The 19,976-nt window shown below is 62.8% G+C and carries 22 protein-coding genes, 1 tRNA gene and 1 pseudogene; 17 read left to right on the top strand and 7 right to left on the bottom strand.

Going from position 1 to position 19,976, the window contains the following annotated elements; all coding sequences use genetic code 11:
- Positions 1-195: 195 nt before the first annotated feature.
- From AC25MA_RS25485 to AC25MA_RS25475, 3 genes and pseudogenes are all read right to left on the bottom strand, one after another.
- A pseudogene (locus tag AC25MA_RS25485) lies at positions 196-564 on the bottom strand (endonuclease); the annotation flags it as partial.
- Positions 565-570: 6 nt separating this feature from the next.
- Positions 571-813, bottom strand: a complete 243-nt coding sequence (locus AC25MA_RS25480) for a DUF1654 domain-containing protein (protein WP_028691453.1) — start codon at positions 811-813, stop codon at positions 571-573.
- A gap of 226 nt (positions 814-1,039) precedes the next feature.
- The gene (locus tag AC25MA_RS25475) at positions 1,040-2,128 is read right to left on the bottom strand and encodes an asparaginase (RefSeq protein WP_028691454.1); all 1,089 of its coding nucleotides are present in this window, start codon (positions 2,126-2,128) and stop codon (positions 1,040-1,042) included.
- A 340-nt stretch (positions 2,129-2,468) separates the two neighbouring features.
- Here AC25MA_RS25475 and AC25MA_RS25470 point away from each other — a divergent pair, with 340 nt between their 5' ends.
- From AC25MA_RS25470 to AC25MA_RS25440, 7 genes are all read left to right on the top strand, one after another.
- The gene (locus AC25MA_RS25470; RefSeq protein ID WP_028691455.1) at positions 2,469-3,416 is read left to right on the top strand and encodes a sugar ABC transporter substrate-binding protein; all 948 of its coding nucleotides are present in this window, start codon (positions 2,469-2,471) and stop codon (positions 3,414-3,416) included.
- A 131-nt stretch (positions 3,417-3,547) separates the two neighbouring features.
- Positions 3,548-5,101 (top strand): sugar ABC transporter ATP-binding protein, encoded by a 1,554-nt coding sequence (locus AC25MA_RS25465; RefSeq protein ID WP_486972535.1) that lies wholly within the window; start codon positions 3,548-3,550, stop codon positions 5,099-5,101.
- Entirely contained in the window at positions 5,098-6,090 is a 993-nt protein-coding gene (locus AC25MA_RS25460) for an ABC transporter permease (RefSeq protein WP_028691457.1), read from the top strand. The genes AC25MA_RS25465 and AC25MA_RS25460 overlap by 4 nt, the downstream gene beginning before the upstream one ends.
- Before the next feature lie 4 nt (positions 6,091-6,094).
- Complete coding sequence (locus AC25MA_RS25455; RefSeq protein WP_062361001.1) at positions 6,095-7,120, top strand: LacI family DNA-binding transcriptional regulator; 1,026 nt, start codon at positions 6,095-6,097, stop codon at positions 7,118-7,120.
- 9 nt (positions 7,121-7,129) lie between these two features.
- Complete coding sequence (gene rbsK / locus AC25MA_RS25450) at positions 7,130-8,038, top strand: ribokinase (protein ID WP_486972534.1); 909 nt, start codon at positions 7,130-7,132, stop codon at positions 8,036-8,038.
- Positions 8,035-8,439, top strand: coding sequence for a D-ribose pyranase (gene rbsD, locus AC25MA_RS25445; RefSeq protein WP_207852317.1), 405 nt, complete (start codon positions 8,035-8,037; stop codon positions 8,437-8,439). The genes rbsK and rbsD overlap by 4 nt, the downstream gene beginning before the upstream one ends.
- A 135-nt stretch (positions 8,440-8,574) precedes the next feature.
- Positions 8,575-9,585, top strand: a complete 1,011-nt coding sequence (locus AC25MA_RS25440) for a nucleoside hydrolase (protein WP_062574427.1) — start codon at positions 8,575-8,577, stop codon at positions 9,583-9,585.
- On the opposite strand, the gene AC25MA_RS25435 is transcribed toward AC25MA_RS25440, so the two are convergent.
- Positions 9,557-9,769, bottom strand: coding sequence for a hypothetical protein (locus AC25MA_RS25435; RefSeq protein WP_486972533.1), 213 nt, complete (start codon positions 9,767-9,769; stop codon positions 9,557-9,559). The two genes, AC25MA_RS25440 and AC25MA_RS25435, sit on opposite strands and share 29 nt — an antisense overlap.
- 287 nt (positions 9,770-10,056) lie before the next feature.
- Here AC25MA_RS25435 and AC25MA_RS25430 point away from each other — a divergent pair, with 287 nt between their 5' ends.
- On the top strand, positions 10,057-10,377 hold the full coding sequence (locus AC25MA_RS25430) for an I78 family peptidase inhibitor (RefSeq protein WP_028691463.1): 321 nt from the start codon (positions 10,057-10,059) through the stop codon (positions 10,375-10,377).
- Between the two features lie 210 nt (positions 10,378-10,587).
- Here AC25MA_RS25430 and AC25MA_RS25425 read toward each other — a convergent pair whose 3' ends face one another.
- Positions 10,588-10,800 carry a cold-shock protein gene (locus tag AC25MA_RS25425; RefSeq protein WP_007956027.1) on the bottom strand — a complete coding sequence of 71 codons (213 nt, stop codon included), beginning with the start codon at positions 10,798-10,800 and terminating at the stop codon, positions 10,588-10,590.
- 162 nt (positions 10,801-10,962) lie between these two features.
- Positions 10,963-11,265: a hypothetical protein gene (locus AC25MA_RS25420; protein WP_028691464.1), complete on the bottom strand. Its 303-nt coding sequence runs from the start codon at positions 11,263-11,265 to the stop codon at positions 10,963-10,965.
- A 333-nt stretch (positions 11,266-11,598) separates the two neighbouring features.
- On the opposite strand from AC25MA_RS25420, the gene thrS reads away from it, so the two are divergent.
- From thrS to AC25MA_RS25375, 9 genes are all read left to right on the top strand, one after another.
- A complete protein-coding gene (thrS, locus tag AC25MA_RS25415; protein ID WP_028691465.1) occupies positions 11,599-13,521 on the top strand; it encodes a threonine--tRNA ligase in 1,923 nt (640 codons plus the stop codon).
- Positions 13,521-14,072: a translation initiation factor IF-3 gene (infC, locus tag AC25MA_RS25410; protein ID WP_011533207.1), complete on the top strand. Its 552-nt coding sequence runs from the start codon at positions 13,521-13,523 to the stop codon at positions 14,070-14,072. Before thrS ends, infC begins: the two co-directional genes overlap by 1 nt.
- Positions 14,073-14,133: 61 nt before the next feature.
- Positions 14,134-14,328 carry a 50S ribosomal protein L35 gene (rpmI, locus tag AC25MA_RS25405; protein ID WP_003250667.1) on the top strand — a complete coding sequence of 65 codons (195 nt, stop codon included), beginning with the start codon at positions 14,134-14,136 and terminating at the stop codon, positions 14,326-14,328.
- Between the two features lie 28 nt (positions 14,329-14,356).
- Positions 14,357-14,713 (top strand): 50S ribosomal protein L20, encoded by a 357-nt coding sequence (rplT, locus tag AC25MA_RS25400; RefSeq protein ID WP_003250671.1) that lies wholly within the window; start codon positions 14,357-14,359, stop codon positions 14,711-14,713.
- 111 nt (positions 14,714-14,824) lie between these two features.
- The gene (pheS, locus tag AC25MA_RS25395) at positions 14,825-15,841 is read left to right on the top strand and encodes a phenylalanine--tRNA ligase subunit alpha (protein WP_028691467.1); all 1,017 of its coding nucleotides are present in this window, start codon (positions 14,825-14,827) and stop codon (positions 15,839-15,841) included.
- Between the two features lie 31 nt (positions 15,842-15,872).
- Positions 15,873-18,254 carry a phenylalanine--tRNA ligase subunit beta gene (gene pheT / locus AC25MA_RS25390; protein ID WP_486972532.1) on the top strand — a complete coding sequence of 794 codons (2,382 nt, stop codon included), beginning with the start codon at positions 15,873-15,875 and terminating at the stop codon, positions 18,252-18,254.
- 4 nt (positions 18,255-18,258) lie between these two features.
- Positions 18,259-18,561: an integration host factor subunit alpha gene (gene ihfA / locus AC25MA_RS25385; RefSeq protein ID WP_009394049.1), complete on the top strand. Its 303-nt coding sequence runs from the start codon at positions 18,259-18,261 to the stop codon at positions 18,559-18,561.
- Complete coding sequence (locus tag AC25MA_RS25380; RefSeq protein ID WP_011533210.1) at positions 18,542-18,898, top strand: MerR family transcriptional regulator; 357 nt, start codon at positions 18,542-18,544, stop codon at positions 18,896-18,898. Before ihfA ends, AC25MA_RS25380 begins: the two co-directional genes overlap by 20 nt.
- 99 nt (positions 18,899-18,997) lie before the next feature.
- A tRNA-Pro gene (locus AC25MA_RS25375) sits at positions 18,998-19,074 on the top strand.
- Positions 19,075-19,349: 275 nt separating this feature from the next.
- Here the strand turns inward: AC25MA_RS25375 and AC25MA_RS25370 are convergent.
- The gene (locus AC25MA_RS25370; protein ID WP_186711847.1) at positions 19,350-19,742 is read right to left on the bottom strand and encodes a hypothetical protein; all 393 of its coding nucleotides are present in this window, start codon (positions 19,740-19,742) and stop codon (positions 19,350-19,352) included.
- Positions 19,743-19,976 lie beyond the last annotated feature (234 nt).

The following is a 19,976-nucleotide window of genomic DNA, read 5'->3' as shown; positions in this document are numbered from 1 at the left end:
GGCAAATGCTCCCAGCACGGACTTCACAATGAGAGGGGCTGGATTGAGCCATGCCCCTCCTTGAAGCCCATCAGTTGCAGAATGCAGAGTCGGGAGGCTGGAGGCGATATCGATGTGAAGGCGTGCTAGGGAAGAGGGACTATACCGATCACCCAGCTTGTCAACATTTCACGAGAAACGAAGCGCTTTCAGATAAACCTCGCCAATGCTCGGCACCAGGTTGTGCAGGTCGGCCTCGGCGCGCTGGTAGACCTTGTCGTGGCGCGAGCAGTTCTTGCGCCCGCCATCCTGCCAGCACTGGCGCTGGTGGCCGATCTGCCAGGCCGGGACGATGTGCTCCCATTCGATGCGCGAGGCGCGGTTGAGGTTCTTGCGCGGCGCGTAGCCGCAGGAGGCCAGGTCGACCTTGTTGCCCTTGTACTTGCAGCCGCAATAAAACTCCGTGGACTGCGGCGCGTACAGCTTCCAGGCGACCTTCTTGGCCTCCTGGAAGGTGCGCGGGGCGTCGGCGTGGGCGAGGGGGGCAAGCAGCAGCAGGCAGGCGGCGAAAAGCGAAACTCTCATGCGCGGTCAGTCTTCCTTCGGCACGGTCCAGAAAATCTGTACGCCGCCATCGTCGCGGTGGGCGAGGGTGACGTTGTCGTTCTCGGCGATTTCCTCGAGCAGGGTTGCCCAGTCGTCGGGCGACTCGTGCTCCAGGCGGAAGATCAAGGCGGCGCGGCTGCGCTGGGCGGTGGGGCTGTTGATGATCTTCTGGATGCGCTGACCCAGGAGTTCATAACTGCTTGGCGACGCGGAGGCGGGTTTGGCCACGGGGCTGTTCCTTGTTTTGCTGTATGTGCATACAGTATTTCACTGTAAGCCGTTTCGCAACAGCAGGTAGGATGAAAGCCGTATAAGACCGTGGTAGAGGGATTGGTTCCATCGAAAGCATCGCGGGGCAAGCCCGCTCCCACAAAGTCGTTGCAGACTTGTGGGAGCGGGCTTGCCCCGCGATAGGGCCGCTATGTTCAACACACCAGCCCGAGGCGCAGGCCGATCAATATTCCCAGAAGATCCGCTGCAGCTCCTTGCTGTCCTGGGTCTTGGTCATCGCGACCATCGCCAGGATCCGCGCCTTCTGCGGGTTCAGGTCGTGGGCCACGACCCAGTCGTTCTTGTCGTCAGGCTGTTCGGCGTTGCGCAGCACGAAGCCGCCCTGGTTGACGTGGGACGAACGGATGATCTGCACGCCGTCCTTGCGCAGCTCCTGCAGCGCCGGTACCACGCGCGACGATACCGAGCCATTGCCGGTGCCGGCGTGGATGATCGCCTTGGCGCCACCCTGGGCCAGCGCCTTGTAGGCGGTGTCGGTCACGTTGCCGTAGCCGTAGGCAATGTCCACGGCCGGCAGCTTGCTGATGGTCTTGATGTCGAACTCGGAGTTGACCGTGTGGCGCTTGGCCGGCAGGCGGAAGAAGTACGACTTGCCTTCCACCACCATGCCCAATGGGCCCCACTGGCTCTTGAAGGCTTCGGTCTTGATGTTGACCGCCTTGCTCACGTCACGACCGGACTGGATCTCGTCGTTCATGGTCACCAGCACGCCCTTGCCGCGGGCGTCCTTGCTGCTGGCCACGGCCACGGCGTTGTACAGGTTGAGCATGCCGTCGGCGGACATCGCGGTGCCCGGGCGCATCGAGCCGACCACGATGATCGGCTTGTCGGTCTTTTCCACCAGGTTGAGGAAGTAGGCGGTTTCTTCCAGGGTGTCGGTGCCGTGGGTGATGACGATGCCATCGACGTCCTTGCTGTCGGCCAGTTCGGCGACACGCTTGCCCAGCTTGAGCAGGTCGTCGTTGCCGATGCTCTCCGAGGCGATCTGCATCACCTGCTCACCGCGCACGTTGGCCAGGTCCTGCAGCTCCGGCACGCCGGCGATCAGCTTGTCGATGCCCAGCTTGGCGGCCTGGTAGGTGGCGCTGTTGGCGGCACTGGCGCCGGCGCCGGCGATGGTGCCGCCGGTGGCCAGGATCACCACGTTGGCGAGTTTCTGTTGTTGCGCGGCTTCCTTGGCGGAAACGGTGGTCGGCAGTACCAGTAGCAGCGCCAGGGCGCTCGGTGCGAAGGTCTTGATAGCGGTTTTCATCATTTCTGCTTCTCTCTTCCTGGAGGAGATGTGCGTTATGTCGCACTGGGATAAGGCAGATTTCGTACCAGCAACTACCGTTCGTCGAATTTCATCTTGAAACCCCTGTTTTGACTGGGGGTACTCGAATCGACCGCAGGGTCAGGAAGGTAGTCTTTGTTCGGCTGGCCGAATTTATGTAGGAAAAGTGTTCGGTTTTTCGGATGGATTGCGGATAATCCGACGCGTGGAGCTGTGGCTGCCTACGCAATGGATTTGACAAAACCTACGGCTGTTTCCATAGTTGGTCACCGCAAACGTTTGCGATCCGATAAAAACCACAAGATTCGGAGTCATTTCCATGAAACTGCCGTTCCCCGGCCGTCCACTGGCCCTCGCCGTTTTCTCCTCGCTGATCTTCGCCCTCTCCACTGCCCACGCCGAGGAAGCGCCCAAGGTCGCCCTGGTGATGAAATCCCTCGCCAACGAGTTCTTCCGCACCATGGAGGACGGCGCCAAGGCCTACCAGAAAGAGCACCCGAACGATTTCACCCTGGTGGCAAACGGCATCAAGGACGAGACCGACACCGGCAATCAGATCCGCATCGTCGAGCAGATGATCGCCACCGGCGCCAATGCCCTGGTCATCGCCCCGGCCGACTCCAAGGCGTTGGTGCCGGTGATCAAGAAGGCCATGGACGCCGGCATCACCGTGATCAACATCGACAACCGTCTCGACCCTGCCGTGCTCAAGAGCAAGGGCATCAGCGTGCCGTTCGTGGGCCCGGACAACCGCAAGGGCGCGCGCCTGGTCGGCGACTACCTGGCCCAGCAGAAGCTCAAGGCCGGCGATCAGGTCGGCATCATCGAAGGCGTGCCGACCACCACCAACGCCCAGCAGCGCACCGCCGGCTTCAAGGACGCCATGGAAGCCGCGCAGATGAAGATCGTCTCGGTGCAGTCGGGCAACTGGGAGATCGACAAGGGCAACGCCGTGGCCGCCTCGATGCTCAACGAATACCCCGAGCTGAAGGCGCTGCTTGCCGGCAATGACAGCATGGCCCTGGGGGCCGTCTCGGCCGTGCGCGCCGCCGGCAAGACCGGCCAGGTGCAGGTGGTCGGCTACGACAACATCAACGCCATCAAACCGATGCTCAAGGATGGCCGCGTGCTCGCCACCCTCGACCAGGCGGCCAGCCAGCAGGCGGTGTTCGGCATCCAGGCGGCGCTGAAGATGCTCAAGGGCGAGCAGCCGGGCGTGGATGCCGACAATGTCATCCAGACGCCGGTCGAGCTGATTACCCAGTGATGTTGTAATCCCTGTAGGAGCAGGCTTGCCCCGTGATCACCGGCCTGACCGGTGCCATGCGCCGCGTCGACGGCTTCGCAGGGCAAGCCCGCGCCTACCGGGGTGTTGTGCCAACCTAGGAGAGTATGGCCATGTCAGTATCGGCCAATGAAACCGTGCTAGCCGTCAGCGGTCTGGGCAAGACCTACGCCCAGCCCGTGCTCGGTGATGTCACCCTCGATCTGCGCGGCGGCGAGGTGCTGGCCCTGACCGGCGAGAACGGCGCGGGCAAGTCGACCCTGTCCAAGCTGATCAGCGGCCTGGAGATCCCCACCACCGGGCAGATGCGCTATCGCGGCCAGCCCTACAGCCCCGGCAACCGCGCCGAGGCCGAGCGCCTTGGCGTGCGCATGGTGATGCAGGAGCTCAACCTGCTGCCCACCCTGACCGTGGCCGAGAACCTGTTCCTCGACAACCTGCCCAGCCGCCTCGGCTGGGTCAGCCAGAAGCGCCTGCGCCAGCTGGCCAGCGCGGCCATGGCCCAGGTCGGCCTGGACGCCATCGACCCGGACACCCCTGTGGGCGAGCTGGGCATCGGCCACCAGCAGATGGTCGAGATCGCCCGCAACCTGATCGGCGACTGCCATGTGCTGATTTTCGACGAACCCACGGCCATGCTCACCGCCCGCGAGGTGGAGCTGTTGTTCACCCAGATCGAGCGCCTGCGCCAGCGCGGCGTGGCCATCGTCTATATCTCCCATCGCCTCGAAGAGCTGCAACGCGTGGCCCAGCGCATCGCCGTGCTGCGCGACGGCAAGCTGGTGTGCGCCGAGCCGATCCAGCGCTACAACAGCGAGCAACTGGTCAACCTGATGGTCGGTCGCGAGCTGGGCGAGCATATCGACCTCGGCCAGCGCAGCATCGGCGCGCCGCTGCTCAAGGTCGACAAGCTCAGCCGTGGCGACAAAGTGCGCGAGGTGTCGTTCGAGGTCAGGGCAGGGGAGATCTTCGGCATCTCCGGCCTGATCGGCGCCGGGCGCACCGAGTTGCTGCGCCTGATCTACGGCGCCGACCGCGCCGACAGCGGCCAGGTCGCCCTCGGCCAGCCGCCGGTGCCGGTGGTCATCGATTCGCCCAAGGCCGCTGTCAAGGCCGGCATTGCGCTGATCACCGAGGACCGCAAGGGCGAAGGCCTGCTGCTGAGCCAGTCGATCAGCGCCAACATCGCCTTGGGCAACCTCGGTGCCGTGTCCCGCGCCGGCGTGCTCGACCGCGACGCCGAGCGCGCGCTGGCCGAGCGCCAGATCGGCGCCATGCGCATCCGCAGTGCCAGCCCTGCCCAAGCCGTGGGCGAGCTGTCCGGCGGCAACCAGCAGAAGGTGGTGATCGGCCGCTGGCTGGAGCGCGACTGCCAGGTGCTGCTGTTCGACGAGCCCACCCGCGGTATCGACGTCGGCGCCAAGTTCGACATTTATGGCCTGCTCGCCGAGCTCGCCCGCCAGGGCAAGGCCATCGTCGTGGTGTCCAGCGACCTGCGCGAGCTGATGCTGATCTGCGACCGTATTGCCGTGCTCAGCGCCGGTCGTCTGATCGACACCTTCGACCGTGATCACTGGACCCAGGACCAACTGCTTGCCGCCGCCTTCGCCGGCTACCAGAAACGTGATGCCCTGCTGCACGACGCAGCCCCCAGGATGGACGCATGAAAACCACAACAAATACGTCGGGCGCCGCGCCCGTGCGCCGCAGCGGCACCTATTTCGGCCTGGGCACCTACCTGGGCCTGGCCGGCGCCTTGCTGGCGATGATCGTGCTGTTCTCGATGCTGAGCAGCCACTTCCTGTCCTACGCCACCTTCAGCACCCTGGCCAACCAGATCCCCGACTTGATGGTGCTGGCGGTGGGCATGACCTTCGTCCTGATCATCGGCGGCATCGACCTGTCGGTGGGCTCGGTGCTGGCCCTGGCCGCCTCGACGGTCAGCGTGGCGATCCTCGGCTGGGGCTGGAGCGTGCTGCCTGCCGCGCTGCTGGGCATGGCCGTGGCCGCGTTGGCCGGCACCGTCACCGGCAGCATCACTGTGGCCTGGCGCATCCCCTCGTTCATCGTCTCGCTGGGCGTGCTGGAGATGGCCCGTGGCCTGGCCTACCAGTTCACCGACTCGCGTACCGCCTACATCGGCGACGCCTTTGCATGGTTCTCCAACCCCATCGCCTTCGGCATCTCGCCGGCCTTCATCATCGCCTTGCTGGTGATCGTTGCCGCCCAGCTGGTGCTGACCCGCACCGTGTTCGGCCGCTACCTGATCGGCATCGGCACCAATGAAGAGGCCGTGCGCCTGGCCGGCATCGACCCGCGTCCGTACAAGATCCTGGTATTCGCCCTGATGGGCGTGCTCGCCGGCCTCGCCGCGCTGTTCCAGATCTCCCGTCTGGAAGCCGCCGATCCCAACGCCGGCTCCGGCCTCGAGCTGCAGGTGATCGCCGCCGTGGTGATCGGCGGCACCAGCCTGATGGGAGGCCGCGGCTCGGTCATCAGCACCTTCTTCGGCGTGCTGATCATTTCGGTGCTGGCCGCAGGCTTGGCCCAGATCGGCGCTTCGGAGCCGACCAAACGCATCATCACCGGGGCGGTGATCGTCATCGCCGTGGTACTCGACACTTACCGCAGCCGGCGCGCGAACCGGCGGAACTGAAACCATGGCAACCATCAAAGACGTCGCGGCACTGGCGGGGATTTCCTACACCACCGTGTCCCATGTACTGAACAAGACCCGCCCGGTCAGCGAGCACGTGCGCCTGAAGGTCGAGGCGGCGATCGCCGAGCTCGACTACGTGCCCAGCGCCGTGGCCCGCTCGCTCAAGGCGCGCAGCACCGCCACCATCGGCCTGCTGGTGCCCAACAGCGTCAACCCGTACTTTGCCGAGTTGGCCCGGGGCATCGAGGACGCCTGCGAGCGCAATGGCTACTGCGTGATCCTGTGCAACTCCGACGACGACCCGCAGAAGCAGCGCAGCTACCTGCGTGTGTTGCTGGAAAAGCGTATCGACGGGCTGATCGTCGCCTCGGTGGGCGAGGACCAGGACCTGCTCGACAGCCTCAGCGGCGTGCGCACGCCGATGGTCATCGTCGACCGCGCCCTGGACGGCGTCGAGGCCGACCTGGTGCGCATCGACCACGAGCAGGGCGCCTACCTGGCCACCCGCCACCTGCTGGAGCTGGGGCACCGCGAGATCGCCACCATCGGCGGCCCGGTGGACACCGGTGTCAGCCAGCTGCGCATGGCCGGTTTCCGCCGGGCGATGGCCGAGGCCGGCGTGCGCGTTGCCCCCGGCCATGTGCTGCACAGCGACTTCACCAGCCCTGGCGGGCATGCCGCCGCGGCGCGCCTGCTCGATGGCGAGCGGCCGACGGCGATCTTCGCCGGTAACGACATGATCGGCTTCGGCGTGTTGCGCGCCGCCGCCGAGCGCAACATCGACGTGCCCGGGGAGCTGTCGGTGATCGGCTTCGACGATATCGAGCTGAGCCGCTATGTGTACCCGGCGCTGACCACGGTCGGCCAGTCGATCCGTGAGCTGGGCGAGAGCGCCGCCGGCCTGTTGCTGTCGCGCATCGTCACGCCACGGCGCGAAGGCGGCGCCGAGCAGCGCATCGTCGCCCCGCGCATCGTTTTGCGTGAATCCACCGGGCCGCGCCCGGACCTGTTCAACGATTACCGTTAAGGAATACCCATGGATGCCAAGGTGGTGGTGGTCGGCAGCCTCAACATGGACCTGGTGACCCGCGCCCAGCGCCTGCCCCGGGGCGGCGAGACCTTGCCCGGCGAAAGCTTCTTCACCGCGCCCGGCGGCAAGGGCGCCAACCAGGCGGTGGCCGCCGCGCGGCTGGGCGCCAGCGTGGCAATGGTCGGTAACGTCGGTGATGACGCCTATGGCCAGCAGTTGCGCCAGGCGTTGAAGCGCGAGGGTGTCGATTGCCAGGGCGTGAGCCTGTGCGAGGGCGTGTCCAGCGGCGTGGCGCTGATCGTGGTGGATGCCGCCAGCCAGAACGCCATCGTCGTCATTCCCGGCGGCAACGGCCTGCTCGGGCCCGAGTCGGTGAGCCGCTTCGACCACCTGCTGCAGGGCGCCGAGGTGATCATCTGCCAACTTGAGGTGCCCACCGCCACCGTGGCCTGGACCCTGGCCCGTGGCCGCGAGCTGGGCAAGACCGTGATCCTCAACCCGGCGCCGGCCAGCGGGCCGCTGCCGGCGGAGTGGTATGCCTACATCGACTACCTGATCCCCAACGAGAGCGAGGCCGAGGCCCTGGCCGGGGTGCAGGTAGAGGATCAGGACAGCGCCCGCCGGGCGGCCGAACGTCTGCGTCAGCTGGGCGCGGGCAAGGTGATTGTCACCCTGGGCGGTGACGGCGCGCTGTTGGTCGATGCCGTCGGCAGCCTGCACTTCCCGGCGCCGCGGGTGCAGCCGGTGGACACCACGGCGGCCGGCGACACCTTCGTCGGCGGCTTTGCCGCTGGCCTGGCGCGCGGCCTGCCCGAGGGCGAGGCGATCACCTTCGGCCAGCGCGCCGCCGCGTTGTCGGTGACCCGTGTCGGCGCGCAGCCTTCGATCCCTTACCTGAAGGAGCTGGCGCCATGAAGAAGACGCCACTGTTGAATATCGCCCTGTCGCGGACCATCGCCGGGCTGGGCCATGGCGACATCCTGGTGATCGGTGATGCCGGCCTGCCGGTGCCGTCGGGCGTGGAGCTGATCGACCTGGCGCTGACGCCGGGCATCCCGGACTTCGCCTGCGTGCTGCGCGTGGTGCTGAGCGAAATGCAGGTCGAGCGCCATGTGCTGGCCGAGGAGGTGTTCCAGGCTTTGCCGCCAGGGTTGGCCGAGGTCGAGCGGCTGCATGCCGGCGGCGAGCTGGGCCAGCGCCAGGTGCTCAGCCATGCCGATTTCAAGGCCCTGTGTCGCCAGGCCCGGGCCGTGGTGCGTACGGGGGAGTGCAAGCCCTACAGCAATATTGCCCTGGTGGCGGGCGTTACCTTTTAGACCGAATGCGAGGGCTTTGCCCTCGGTCGCAGCGCAAGGCCGCCCCCACGGGTTGGGTTGTGGGGGCGGCTTGCCGGCGAAAGGGCCGCAAAGCGGCTCCCGTTGAAACCATCCCCTAGCAACAAGGAGTGCTAAATGTCCCTCAAATCCCTGCTCCAAGGAGCCGTCCTCATGTCCGCGCTAGCCGCCACTGCCGTCATGGCCGCGCCCCGCGACCTGATCATCGATACCGACCCCGGCGCCGATGACGTGGTTGCCCTGCTGCTGGCCATGGCCTCGCCCGAGGAACTGAAGATCCGCGCCATCACTACCGTGGCTGGCAACGTGCGTCTGGAAAAGACCTCGCGCAACGCCCGTCTGGCCCGCGAATGGGCAGGCCGCGAAGAGATCCCGGTGTACGCCGGGGCAGGGCGGCCGATGGTGCGCACGCCGATCTACGCCGCCAACGTCCACGGCGAGGAAGGCCTGACCGGCGTCCAGGTCCACGAACCGAAAAAGCCCCTGGCCAACGGCAATGCCGTGCAGTACCTGATCGACACCCTGGGCGCTGCTGAGCCCCACAGCATCACCGTGGCCATGCTCGGCCCGCAGACCAACCTGGCCCTGGCGCTGATCCAGAAACCCGAGATCGTCAACGGCATCAAGGAAGTGGTGGTGATGGGTGGCGCCCACTTCAACGGCGGCAACATCACCCCGGCCGCCGAATTCAACCTGTTCGCCGACCCCCACGCCGCCGAAGTGGTGCTGGCCAGCGGCGTCAAGCTGACCTACCTGCCGCTGGACGTCACCCACAAGGTGCTCACCAGCGACGCCCGCCTCAAGCAGCTGGCGGCGGTGAACAACAATGCCAGCAAGCTGGTGGTGGACATCCTCAACGCCTACATCAAGTTCGACATGGACAACTACGGCATGCCCGGCGGCCCGGTGCACGACGCCAGCGTCATCGCCTACCTGCTCAAGCCCGAACTGTTCAAGGGCCGCCAGGTGCACATGGTAGTCGACAGTCGTGAAGGCCCGACCTTCGGTCAGACCATCGCCGACTGGTACGGCGTGCTCAAGCAGCCGGCCAACGTGATGTGGATCGAGGAGGGCGACGCCCAGGGCTTCTTCGACCTGCTCAGCGCCCGCCTGGCGCGATTGAAATAGCCTCGTGCGGCGCGTGGCGCTCGAGCACTTGCTCGATGAAGCTGCGCGCCGCGTCACCCCCGCGGTCGCGCACCAGCAGGTCGACGGCGATCAGCATCAGTTCTTCAGGTGTGCGCGGGCTGTAGGCGCTCTGGCCCTCGTCCCACTTGACCTTGATATCGGCGTCGATGCTATGGCTGCTCATGGGGCGGTTCTCGCTGGGCCTGGGTGAAAGGTCGAATACCGCGTCCTGGCGTTCGAAGGGGAGGCGTTTCGCGCTCCGCTTCTTGCAGTAAATCATGCCTTTGCGTGACGGCACCTGCGACTTAAGCATAAGAGGCGCGGTTGGCCGAACCGACGGTTCGGTGCAAAATCCGGTGACGATTGCCTTTCGCGTCAAGTGGCCGAGTCAGGCAGAATTGTGCGGTTGTGCAACAAATGCCTGGAGGAATTGTCGCATCAGGCAGTTCCCGGATTTATTTAGGAGGATTCATGTTCCGTACCCGCGCTTCCCTGGCGACCTTGCTGGTGGCTTCCGTTCTGACAGGTTGCAGCACCGGTGGCTCCTCGGGCGGCAGCAGTACCCAGGCCACCCCGGCCGGCAATGATGGCCGCTGCGAAGCCAGTGGCGCCGACTTCACCATCGGCAAGCTGGCCTCGCCAGAGTTGTTGGAGCAGGCGCGCAAGGCTAGTGGCTCGCAGATGGCGCGCATCCTCAAGCCTCACGACATGATCACCCTGGAATACCGCTCCGAGCGGCTGAACCTGAATGTCGACGACAAGGGTGTGGTTACCCGCGTCAACTGCGGTTGATCCAAGCCCAGAATTGGCCCCCTGTTGGAGCGGCCTTGTGTCGCGATAGGGGCGCGCAGCGGCCCCAAGTTCGTCGCCACAACACAGAGCGCCGGGCCGCTTTGCGGCCCTATCGCGACGCAAGGCCGCTCCCACAAAGGTACTGCGTGATTCTGGCAGGCAATAAAAAACCCGCCACAAGTGGCGGGTTTTTTTGCAGCTATCCGAAAATTACTCCGGACGAACCTGCGCAGCCTGCATGCCCTTCTGGCCTTTTTCGGCGACGAAGGAAACAGTTTGGCCTTCTTTCAGGCTTTTGAAACCGTCGGTTTCGATAGCCTTGAAGTGTACGAACAGGTCGTCGCCGCCGCCTTGAGGAGTGATGAAGCCGAAGCCTTTCTCATCGTTGAACCACTTGACGGTGCCGGTTTGGCGATTGGACATGGGGTGAATCTCCAGAAACATGATTTTTTATCGGGGTGCAATGTCGCGAAGCTTCAGTGGCACCGACGACACTATAGTCCATTTCTACGCATCTAGCGCCTTTTACCTTCGCAGGATGTTGATCCAGCGCAAAAGATGCGTGAAATGGCCCGCTAACCCTGGTTATTTCGGCTTGCAGGAGGCCTGAACCACCTGCTGGGCCTTCTGCATCAGCTTGGCGTCAACGCCGTCCTGGCTGTCGAGGTCTTCGATCTCCTTATCGTTGAAGTTCTTTTTGATGGCTTGGGCGCCACACTCGCAGTGCTTCTTCGCCATCGCCGCGTCCACGCCCTGGCCGCTCGCCACCTGTTGGCACTGGGTCATGTAGTGCGCTTCCTTACCGGCGGGGAAATTGCCTGCATTGGCAGCCAAAGGCAGCAGCAGGGCGCTTGCGGCGCAGGCAGCCAGAAGGGACTGAAGTCGCATAACCGGACACTCCTTGGGTAAAGGTCTCATCAAGAGTAGGTTGCTTCAGAAGGTCTGATAGGAAATTTTCCGTACAAGTTCACCCCGGCAGCGTAATTTCCAAATATTTCCGCGACCCGGTGCAACCCGCGTGCTAGCATGCTCGGCTTGCGGCTCGCCACCGGCAGCCTGCAACTTTTACCTTCCAGTCACTCTGGTTCGACCCTGGCAGGCCGAAAGGTCTCTGCCACTGTGAGGCAGGCTTTCCCGCGGGAAAGGCAGGGCGGATCTTGTACTGGCTCATCCCAACCCACGTGACCTTTGGTAGGGGTCACCACTAGGAGAGGAGGCGCCATGCCCGTTATTACTCTTCCCGATGGCAGTCAACGCACGTTCGACCAGCCGGTATCCGTAGCCGAAGTCGCCGCATCGATTGGTGCGGGCCTCGCCAAGGCCACCTTGGCCGGCAAGGTCGACGGCAAGCTCGTCGATGCCTGCGACAAGATCGACCACGACGCCACCCTGCAGATCATCACCCCTAAAGATGAAGAGGGACTGGAGATCATCCGTCACTCGTGCGCCCACCTGATCGGCCACGCGGTGAAGCAGCTGTACCCGACCGCCCGCATGGTGATCGGCCCGGTGATCGACGAAGGCTTCTATTACGACATCGCCTACGAGCGTCCCTTCACCCCGGACGACCTCGCCGCCATCGAAAAGCGCATGCAGCAGCTGATCGACACGGACTACGATGTCGTCAAGAAGATGACCCCGCGCGCCGAAGTCATCGACGTGTTCACCCAGCGTGGCGAAGACTACAAGCTGCGCCTGGTCGAGGACATGCCGGATGAACAGGCCATGGGCCTGTACTACCACGAAGAATACGTCGACATGTGCCGTGGCCCGCACGTGCCGAATACTCGTTTCCTCAAGGCATTCAAGCTGACCAAGCTGAGCGGCGCCTACTGGCGCGGCGATGCCAAGAACGAGCAGCTGCAACGCGTGTACGGCACCGCCTGGGCCGACAAGAAGCAGCTGGCCGCCTACATCCAGCGCATCGAAGAAGCCGAAAAACGCGACCACCGCAAGATCGGCAAGCAGCTCGACCTGTTCCACCTGCAGGAAGAAGCCCCGGGCATGGTGTTCTGGCACGCCAACGGCTGGACCGTGTACCAGGTGCTCGAGCAGTACATGCGCCAGGTCCAGCGTGAAAACGGCTACCAGGAGATCAAGACCCCGCAGGTCGTCGACCGCATCCTCTGGGAGCGTTCCGGCCACTGGTCCAACTACGCCGAGAACATGTTCACCACTTCGTCGGAAAACCGCGACTACGCGGTAAAACCGATGAACTGCCCGTGCCACGTGCAGGTGTTCAACCAGGGCCTCAAATCGTACCGCGACCTGCCGCTGCGCCTGGCCGAGTTCGGTGCCTGCCACCGTAACGAGCCGTCCGGCGCCCTGCACGGCATCATGCGCGTGCGTGGCTTTGTACAAGACGACGCGCACATCTTCTGCACCGAAGACCAGGTGAAGAAAGAAGCCGCCGACTTCATCAAGCTGACCCTGGATGTGTACAAGGACTTCGGTTTCACCGACGTCGCCATGAAACTCTCGACCCGCCCCGCCAAGCGCGTGGGTTCCGAAGAGCTGTGGGACCGCGCCGAAGGCGCGCTGGCCGACGCCCTGAACGAGTCGGGCCTGGAGTGGGAATACCAGCCGGGCGAGGGCGCGTTCTACGGTCCGAAGATCGAGTTCACCCTGCGCGACTGCCTCGGCCGTAACTGGCAGTGCGGCACCCTGCAGTACGACCCGAACCTGCCGGAGCGCCTGGACGCCAGCTACATCGCCGAAGACAACAGCCGCGTGCGCCCGGTGATGCTGCACCGCGCCATCCTCGGCTCGTTCGAACGCTTCATCGGCATGCTCATCGAGCACTACGCCGGCGTGTTCCCGGCCTGGCTCGCCCCGACCCAAGCCGTGATCATGAACATCACCGACAAGCAGGCCGATTTCGCCCTCGAGGTGGAAAAAGCCCTGAACGGTAGCGGATTCCGTGCCAAGTCGGACTTGAGAAATGAGAAGATCGGCTTTAAAATCCGCGAGCATACGTTGCTGCGTGTCCCTTACCTTTTGGTTATAGGGGATCGCGAAGTCGAAACGCAAACCGTCGCTGTGCGCACCCGCGAAGGCGCAGACCTGGGCTCGATGCCCGTCGCGCAGTTCGCTGAGCTGCTGTCGCAAGCGGTTTCCCGGCGTGGTCGCCAAGAATCGGAGTAATGACTATTAAGCGTGAAATGAGAAACGATAAACGAACTGCACCGAAAGCCCCGATCAACGAGAATATCTCGGCACGCGAGGTTCGGTTAATTGGTGCTGACGGCGAGCAGATTGGCATCGTCTCGATTGATGAAGCGCTGCGTATCGCTGATGAAGCGAAGCTGGATCTGGTGGAAATCTCTGCAGACGCGCAACCGCCCGTCTGCAAGGTGATGGACTACGGCAAGCACCTCTTCGAGAAGAAGAAGCAGGCCAACGAAGCCAAGAAGAACCAGAAGCAGATCCAGATCAAAGAAATCAAGTTTCGTCCAGGGACGGAAGAAGGGGATTACCAGGTAAAACTACGCAACCTGGTACGTTTCCTTAGCGATGGGGACAAGGCCAAGATCTCTCTGAGATTCCGCGGCCGTGAGATGGCCCACCAGGAGCTGGGCATGGAGCTGTTGAAGCGGGTCGAAACCGACCTCGCCGAATACGGCACCGTTGAGCAGCATCCGAAGATGGAAGGACGCCAGCTTATGATGGTCATCGCCCCCAAAAAGAAGAAGTAATCTCCCGGGCACGGCAGGCCTGATGATTATTGTGTAATTTTATCGAATGCGGAGTTCCAACATGCCAAAAATGAAAACCAAGAGCGGTGCTGCGAAGCGTTTCCTGAAAACCGCTTCCGGCTTCAAGCACAAGCACGCTTTCAAGAGCCACATCCTGACCAAAATGTCGACCAAGCGTAAGCGTCAACTGCGCGGTGCCAGCCTGCTGCACCCGTCTGACGTGGCAAAAGTCGAGCGCATGCTGCGCGTACGTTAATTTCGGTCAAAGATAGAGGAAGTTACTCATGGCTCGTGTAAAGCGTGGCGTCATCGCTCGTAAGCGTCACAAGAAAATTCTGAAACTGGCTAAAGGCTACTACGGTGCACGCTCGCGCGTATTCCGCGTTGCCAAGCAGGCGGTCATCAAGGCAGGCCAATACGCCTACCGCGACCGTCGTCAGAAGAAGCGTCAGTTCCGCGCACTGTGGATCGCTCGTATCAACGCCGGTGCCCGCACCAACGGTCTGTCGTACAGCCGTCTGATTGCTGGCCTGAAAAAGGCGTCGATCGAAATCGACCGTAAGGTTCTGGCCGATCTGGCAGTGAACGAAAAAGCGGCGTTTGCTGCGATTGTCGAGAAGGCTAAAGCCGTACTGGCTTAAGTACCCACGACAATCATCCGGCGGCGCCTGCGCCGTCGGGTGTAAAACGTCATCGGATAGGGGAAGAGCCTTCAAAAGCTCTTCCCCTATTTTCGTATCTGGAGTCTGTACATGGAAAACCTGGACGCGCTGGTCGCCCAAGCCCTCGAGGCCGTGGAACGCGCTGAAGACATCACTACCCTGGAACAGATCCGGGTTCAATTCCTCGGCAAGAAAGGCGAACTGACCCAGGTGATGAAGACCCTGGGCAACCTGCCAGCCGAAGAGCGCCCCAAGGTCGGCGCGCTGATCAACGACGCCAAGGAACGCGTCACCGACGTGCTCAACGCACGCAAGGCCGGTTTTGAAGAGGCTGAGCTCAACGCTCGCCTGGCCGCCGAATGCATCGACGTGACCCTGCCAGGCCGTGGCCAGACCACCGGCGGGCTGCACCCGATCACCCGTACTCTCGAGCGCATCGAGCAGTTCTTCACCCACATCGGCTACGGCATCGCCGAAGGCCCCGAGGTCGAAGACGACTACCACAACTTCGAAGCGCTCAACATCCCCGGCCACCACCCGGCCCGGGCGATGCACGACACCTTCTATTTCAATGCCAACATGCTGCTGCGCACCCACACCTCGCCGGTACAGGTGCGCACCATGGAAAGCACCCAGCCGCCGATCCGCATCGTCTGCCCAGGCCGTGTGTACCGTTGCGACTCGGATATCACCCACTCGCCGATGTTCCACCAGGTCGAAGGCCTGCTGATCGATCGTGGCATCAACTTCGCCGACCTCAAGGGCACCATCGAAGAGTTCCTGCGGGTGTTCTTCGAGAAAGAACTGGCCGTGCGCTTCCGCCCGTCGTTCTTCCCCTTCACCGAGCCTTCCGCCGAAGTCGACATCCAGTGCGTGATGTGTTCCGGCAAGGGCTGCCGCGTGTGCAAGCAGACCGGCTGGCTGGAAGTGATGGGCTGCGGCATGGTCCACCCGAACGTGCTGCGCATGTCCGGCATCGACCCGGAAGAGTTCCAGGGCTTCGCCTTCGGCATGGGCGCCGAGCGCCTGGCCATGCTGCGCTATGGCGTCAACGATTTGCGTCTGTTCTTCGACAACGACCTGCGGTTCTTGGCTCAATTCCGCTAGGCCCAATCGACGCAACTTTCAGGAGAACAGCATGAAATTCAGTGAACAGTGGCTGCGCGGTTGGGTAAACCCGCAAGTCTCCCGTGACGAACTGGTTGCCCGCCTGTCCATGGCCGGCCTCGAAGTCGACAGCGTGACCCCCGCTGCCGGCCAGTTCAGCGGCATCGTGGTGGGCGAGATCCTCACCACCGAACAACACCCGGACGCCGACAAGCTGCGCGTATGCCAGGTGAGCAACGGCGCAGAGACCTTCCAGGTGGTCTGCGGCGCCCCGAATGCCCGCCCAGGCATCAAGATCCCGTTCGCCATGATCGGCGCCGAACTGCCGGGCGACTTCAAGATCAAGAAGGCCAAGCTGCGCGGCGTCGAGTCGTTCGGCATGCTCTGCTCGGCTTCCGAGCTGCAGATCAGCGAAGAGAACGACGGCCTGCTGGAATTGGCGGCTGACGCCCCGGTTGGCGAAGACATTCGCAAGTACCTGAACCTGGACGACGCCAGCATCGAGATCGGCCTGACCCCGAACCGCGGCGACTGCCTGTCCCTGGCCGGCCTTGCCCGTGACGTCAGCGCCCTGTACGACGTGCCGGTCACCCGCCCGGTCGTGCCGGCCGTACCGGCTGCCCACGACGAAGTGCGCCCGGTCGAAGTCAGCGCCCCGGCCGCCTGCCCACGCTACCTGGGCCGCGTGATCCGCAACGTCGACCTGAGCAAGCCGACCCCGCTGTGGATGGTCGAGCGCCTGCGCCGCAGCGACGTGCGCAGCATCGACGCCGCCGTCGACATCACCAACTACGTGATGCTCGAACTCGGCCAGCCGATGCACGCCTTCGACCTCGCCGAAATCAACGGCGGCATCCGCGTACGCATGGCCGAGGAGGGCGAGAAGCTCGTCCTGCTGGATGGCCAGGAAGTCGCCCTGCGCGCCGATACCCTGGTGATCGCCGACCACACCCGCGCCCTGGCCATTGCCGGCGTGATGGGTGGCGAGCACAGCGGCGTCAACACCGAGAAGACCCGCGACCTGTTCCTCGAGAGCGCCTTCTTCGAGCCGATTTCCGTTGCCGGCAAGGCCCGTTCCTACGGCCTGCACACCGACGCCTCGCACCGCTACGAGCGCGGCGTGGACTCGCAACTGGCCCGCGAAGCCATGGAGCGCGCCACCGCCCTGGTGCTGGAGATTGTTGGCGGCGAAGCCGGTCCGATCGTCGAGACCGTGAGCGAGCAGCACCTGCCGAATATCGCGCCGATCATCCTGCGCGCCGAACGCATCACCCAGATGCTCGGCATGGAGATGGACGCCGCCCAGGTCGAGCAGCTGCTCAACGCCCTGGAGCTGAAGACCAGCGCCAATGGGGCAGGGCAGTGGACGGTCACCGTCCCAAGCCACCGCTTCGACGTCAGCCTGGAAGTCGACCTGATCGAAGAGCTGGCCCGCCTGTACGGCTACAACAACCTGCCGGTGCGCTACCCGCAGGCCCGCCTGGCCCCGCAAGCCCGCCCGGAAACCCGCGGCGAGCTGCCGAACCTGCGCCGTCTGCTGGTCGCCCGCGGCTACCAGGAAGCCATCACCTACAGCTTCATCGACCCGAAACTGTTCGAGCTGTTCACCCCAGGCGTCGAGCCGCTGCTGCTGGCCAACCCCATCTCCAGCGACATGGCCGCCATGCGCGCCTCGCTGTGGCCGGGCCTGGTCAAGGCGATGCAGCACAACCTCAACCGCCAGCAAGACCGCGTGCGCCTGTTCGAAAGCGGCCTGCGCTTCGTCGGCCAGCTCGGTGACCTCAAGCAGCAGCCGATGATCGCCGGTGTCGTCACCGGCAGCCGCCTGCCAGAAGGCTGGGCCAACGGTCGCGACGGCATCGACTTCTTCGACGTCAAAGCCGACGTGGAAGCCCTGCTGGGTTACTCGGGCGCCCTGAGCGACTTCAGCTTCGTCGCCGGCAAGCACCCAGCCCTGCACCCAGGCCAGACCGCCCGCATCGAGCGCGACGGCAAGGAAGTCGGCTACCTCGGCGCCATCCACCCGGAGCTGGCCAAGACCCTCGGCCTCGACCGCCCGGTGTTCGTCTTCGAGCTGGTGCTCGGTGATGTAGTCGAAGGCCGCCTGCCGAAGTTCAGCGAGCTGTCCAAGTTCCCGGAAACCCGCCGTGACCTGGCCTTGATCGCAGGTCGTGATGTAGCTTCGAGCTCCGTGCTTGAAGTAATTCGTGACAATGCAGGCGAATGGCTCACAGACCTCAGGCTGTTTGACGTCTACCAGGGTAAAGGCATTGATCCTGATAGAAAAAGCCTGGCCGTCGGCTTGACCTGGCAACATCCATCGCGCACTCTTAACGACGATGAGGTGAATGAAACCCTGCAAACCATCCTCACCTCGCTTGAACAAAGGTTGAACACCACGTTAAGGAAATAACGGCATGGGTGCTCTGACGAAAGCTGAGATGGCCGAAAGGCTGTACGAGGAGCTGGGGCTTAACAAGCGTGAGGCCAAGGAGCTGGTCGAGCTGTTTTTCGAAGAAATTCGGCACGCGCTTGAAGACAACGAGCAGGTCAAGCTGTCCGGTTTCGGCAACTTCGACCTTCGCGACAAACGCCAGCGGCCGGGCCGCAACCCTAAAACAGGGGAAGAGATCCCGATCACCGCGCGCCGCGTCGTCACCTTTCGTCCAGGGCAGAAGCTGAAAGCCCGGGTAGAGGCCTATGCTGGAACCAAGCCATAACGACGAGCTGCCCCCCATCCCGGGCAAACGCTACTTCACCATCGGTGAAGTCAGCGAGCTCTGTGCGGTAAAACCGCACGTGCTGCGCTACTGGGAGCAGGAATTTCCGCAGCTCAACCCGGTGAAGCGCCGTGGCAACCGGCGGTATTATCAGCGCCAGGATGTGCTGATGATCCGCCAGATCCGCGCTTTGCTGTATGACCAGGGCTTTACCATTGGCGGAGCGCGGTTACGGCTCTCCAGTGATGAGGTCAAGGATGAGTCCAGCCAGTACAAGCAGCTGATTCGGCAGATGATTGCGGAGTTGGAGGATGTGTTGGTGGTGTTGAAGAAGTGACCTGGTTGGCGACGAGTGGAAATTTTTGAAAAAAAGCTTCCATTATTCAAAAGGTTAGGTTACATTCTTCAACGTTCTCAGCGGTATTGAGAATGATGTCGGGGCGTAGCGCAGCCCGGTAGCGCACTTGCATGGGGTGCAAGGGGTCGAGTGTTCGAATCACTCCGTCCCGACCAAAATACTCCAAAGAATCCAGTCACTTAGCGGTGGCTGGATTTTTTTATGCCTTCGTTTTTTGCCGCTGATAGAAATTTACCCCACTTTTTGCGCCACCGAGATGTTGATTAGATTTGGTGGGCTGCTTAGTACATCGAAATCCGTGACTGCGGGTTGTTCAGAGCCGTTTACGTCTATGGTTTGATGGTCAGTTGCTCGCACCAACTGAATTGCAAATGGTAAATCTCAGTTGGCCGCTTTCGACCCAGGCTGTGTGAAAACGGGCTGGAGGCAGTTAACTAAACGCAATGCACACTGGTTCCATCTCTATCTGCGCATTTTCACAAGCACCTACGAGATCTCGCACGCAGTAAAGTCTCCATCCCTTACCCGATCCCCACTTTGCCTCGACAGTTTCAAGCGAAGACTCTTCCTCCTTCGTTGCCCGAGCCCAATCATCGTGCCCGATCTCAACGATCAATTGCGCCTGGTAGACCTTTAAAAATGGAAGCAAGCGTTTCGCCTGCTCTACTTCTATAAGGACAAATTCGGCTGTATCGAGTTGCTGTTTGACATTTTCGACCAGTTCGTGAGCCTGCAATGGGAGTGCATCTAACACTGCCTCCAAGGCTGATCCCGATTTGTCGGCACTTTGGAAGGTGCCGCAGATGATGTTCCCTCCTGCCATATCCTTTTCCCTATCGTGGCTTCGAAGCCTAGATTATGCACCTCGCGATAAAGTGTCTATCGCCGAATCTTGGCTGATTTACACCCGTCGCGAGCAATCAATTGATCCAAAGCTTGGTGAAAAAAACCGGCGATTTGAATCGCCCCTGGTTTCGTAGACACCTCCAAGCCTCATAATGAGGCCCAAATAGGAGGTGCCATGAGTCGTCAGCGTTACCCCGAAGAATTCAAGATC

This window comes from Pseudomonas sp. P65(2024), from assembly GCF_057480955.1.
This window is presented reverse-complemented; position numbering and strand designations above follow the sequence as displayed.